Origin of the sequence: Chitinophaga sp. (assembly GCF_036566945.1) — a bacterium.
Taxonomy (GTDB): domain Bacteria; phylum Bacteroidota; class Bacteroidia; order Chitinophagales; family Chitinophagaceae; genus Chitinophaga.
The window spans coordinates 1-3003 of the sequence record NZ_DATCVJ010000176.1; the positions used below are offsets into that span (position 1 = coordinate 1).

The 3003-nt window shown below is 46.6% G+C and carries 1 protein-coding gene and 2 pseudogenes; 2 read left to right on the forward strand and 1 reads right to left on the reverse strand.

Annotated elements, in window-relative coordinates:
* Together VIP81_RS05025 and VIP81_RS05030 are read left to right on the forward strand one after the other, a co-directional pair.
* Nucleotides 1–540: pseudogene (locus VIP81_RS05025) on the forward strand (TonB-dependent receptor); the annotation flags it as partial.
* A 21-nt stretch (nt 541–561) separates the two neighbouring features.
* Complete coding sequence (locus VIP81_RS05030) at nt 562–2337, forward strand: RagB/SusD family nutrient uptake outer membrane protein (RefSeq protein WP_331957381.1); 1776 nt, start codon at nt 562–564, stop codon at nt 2335–2337.
* Between the two features lie 113 nt (nt 2338–2450).
* Here the strand turns inward: VIP81_RS05030 and VIP81_RS05035 are convergent.
* Nucleotides 2451–3003: pseudogene (locus VIP81_RS05035) on the reverse strand (phosphoserine phosphatase); the annotation flags it as partial.

Here is a 3003-nt window from a genome sequence, read left to right on the forward strand (position 1 = left end):
AACTCCTACGACCAAACCTTAACCGGTAGCCGCTCCGAGCCTAAATATATTTTTGGCTTGAACCTGAGCGCTGCCTGGAAAGGTATTGATATCTCCATGATCTGGTCCGGTATGGCGGGTATGCAATACTACTGGAACCAGGAAGGATATAACAATTCCACCCTGCGTAACGGAAATGCTGTATCTGATCGCGTGGCTAACAACCATTACTATTACAATGCAGATAATCCTTCCGATCCGGCCAATAACATCAATGGCTCACTCCCTCGCCTGAAGCTGAACAATGATGCCATTAATAACACTGCCAGCAATTTCTGGCTGATGAAGGCCGACTGGGTACGTTTAAAGAATCTGCAGATTGGCTATACCCTTCCGGATGCCATGACAGAGCGCATTAAACTGAAAAAAGTAAGAATCTATTTCACCGGCGAAAACCTGTTGACATTCACTGCCTTCCCTGGCCTGGATCCCGAGCTGGGCGCAAACGTAGGCTATCCTACAATGAAACAGTTTGCCATGGGCCTGAATGTTAATTTTTAATGCACCAAAGATCTGATCAACATGACTACCAATAAACTCATCAAGAAAATAGCAATAGCAGGCGTGGTTTGTGTCACCCTGCTGAACAGCGGATGTAATAAAGATTTGCTGAATACCACTCCTCCCGGCGCCATCGCTTCCGGCAACATGTGGAAAACCGATAACCTCACCGACCTCGGTGTAGACGGTGTATACAGCGCCCTGCGGTTAGGCATCAACACCGGCGCTGCCAGCGGCAGGGAGTTGTACCAATACGATCGCTTTGTGACCAGCCAGGTGAGAGATGCCGATCCTTTTTTAAGTGGAAACGCTACCAGCTCCAATGGTATGTTCTCCGATGTATGGAAAGATCTGTATGAAGGCATTCACCGGGCTAATGATGGCATTACCAATATTCCGTTGCAATCGCCTTCTTCTCCGGAGAAAAAAGCCCGTTATGTGGCCGAACTGAAGTTCCTGCGTGCCTACTTCTACTTCCGTCTCAACCAGCTGTACAAAGGCGTTCCCGTGTACCTGGAAATTACCGACGTATCTGCTATGAACAAGCCACGTGAAACAGAAGCACAGGTTTGGGATGTGATCGTAAAAGATTTAACGGATTGCATTAACGAAACCAACCTGCCCGATAAATATGCCAAAGGCGATGCTAAATTTGGTCATGTTACCAAAGGCGCCGCTTATGCCCTCCGCGGTAAAGCATACCTGTACCAACAGAAATGGGATCTCGCCATCGCCGATTTTGCGAAAGTACGCCAGGCAGGATTCTCCCTGTTCGGCAACTACTTTGAGCTGTTCCGCCCTGCGAATGAACAATGTGATGAAATGATTTTCTCCATACAAAACAAAGGATTGTCCGGATTCGGCAGCACTACCCAGTTCTTCACCGGTACCCGCTCTTCTTTTGGTTCCTGCTGGAATACCTACCTCATTGCTCCCGACCTGGTAGACAGCTATGAAAATGCAGATGGCAGCCCATTCAAATGGGATGATGTTATTCCAGGTTATAGCAGTAAATCCATCACACAACGGGAAGTATACTTTTTCCGCAATAACCTCACCGATGCAGAAAAACAAACCATTACCAAAAGAGGTGTAGACCTGACGGATTATCTTCCCGATGGCAATGAACAGCGTATCCGTAAAGCCTATACCAATCGGGATCCCCGCCTGGAGCAGAACGTGATTACGCCGTATGCGACTTACCTCGGCAGACAAATAGAAGGTGCCGACCGCACTTTTACTTCCCGCTGGCCACACCGGAATGAAAACTTGCCAACATTGGATCTGACAACAGATACACGCACTTTCTTCTATTACCTGCATCGCAAATTCGTGTACCTCGGCAGCACGGAATTACCAGACCGCGCTTCCGGCCCTACCGACTTTCCACTGATCCGTTTCGGCGATGTATTGCTGATGTGGGCAGAAGCATTAAATGAATCCGGTAAAACAGCCGAAGCAATTCCCCTGGTGAATGAAGTGAGAAAACGTGCCGGTGTAGCATTGCTGAACTCCTCCGCCGCCACCACTGTAAACGGACAGGCAGATCTGCGGGAACGCATCCGGCATGAACGCCGCGCAGAATTCCCGAATGAAGGCATCTCCTACTTCGATGAAATGCGCTGGAAAACATGGAAACAAACCGTTTTCTATCCCGGCAACGGCGTGAAGCAAATATGGGGATTTGTAGTGTCGCCCTACCTCTGGCAAGGCGATTATATATACAATTGGGCCATTCCTCAACAGGAAGTGCAGATGAATAGCAGTCTGCAACAGAACCCTGGTTGGGTAGATTAGAAGAGCCGAAAGCTTAAAGCAGAAAGCAAAAAGCTATTAAAACGGATACCAGTACAATATCCGCTTTAATAGCTTTTTGCTTTCTGCTTTAAGCCTTCTGCTAAAAATTTACATCAATACAATACGCGGAAGCTAATCGTATCCTTAATATGCTTCAAATCTTTTAATACCTTCTTATCATATTCTGCACTGATATCTGTAATCACATAGCCAATCCGCTCATTCGTCATCAGGAACTGCGATACAATATTAATTTTCCCATCGGCCAATACCTGGTTCACCCGTGCCATGATCCCCGGCACATTGCGGTGAATGTGGATAAAGCGATGTCCATTCTTTACTTTGGGCAACTGTATATTCGGGAAGTTACTGCTCTTGAAAGCATCTCCGCTGTTAATAAATTTCGCCATTCTTTTGGCAACAGATTCCGGTTTTTTGATATTGTCAAAAATCACGATGCCCATATCAGTACAGACATCCTGAGGAATATGTTTTTTGCTGTTACCCAGGTAACCAATCACTTTTAACTTGGTAGCCTTGCTCAGTTTTTCCGCGGAAATAGATTCTTTATTACCTAACAAAATAATACCGGCTTCTTTCAACTGCTTATCCTCCAGCGTGGTAGCGTGTTTCACGCCAAAACCATCTTTCTTCAGGTATTTCACC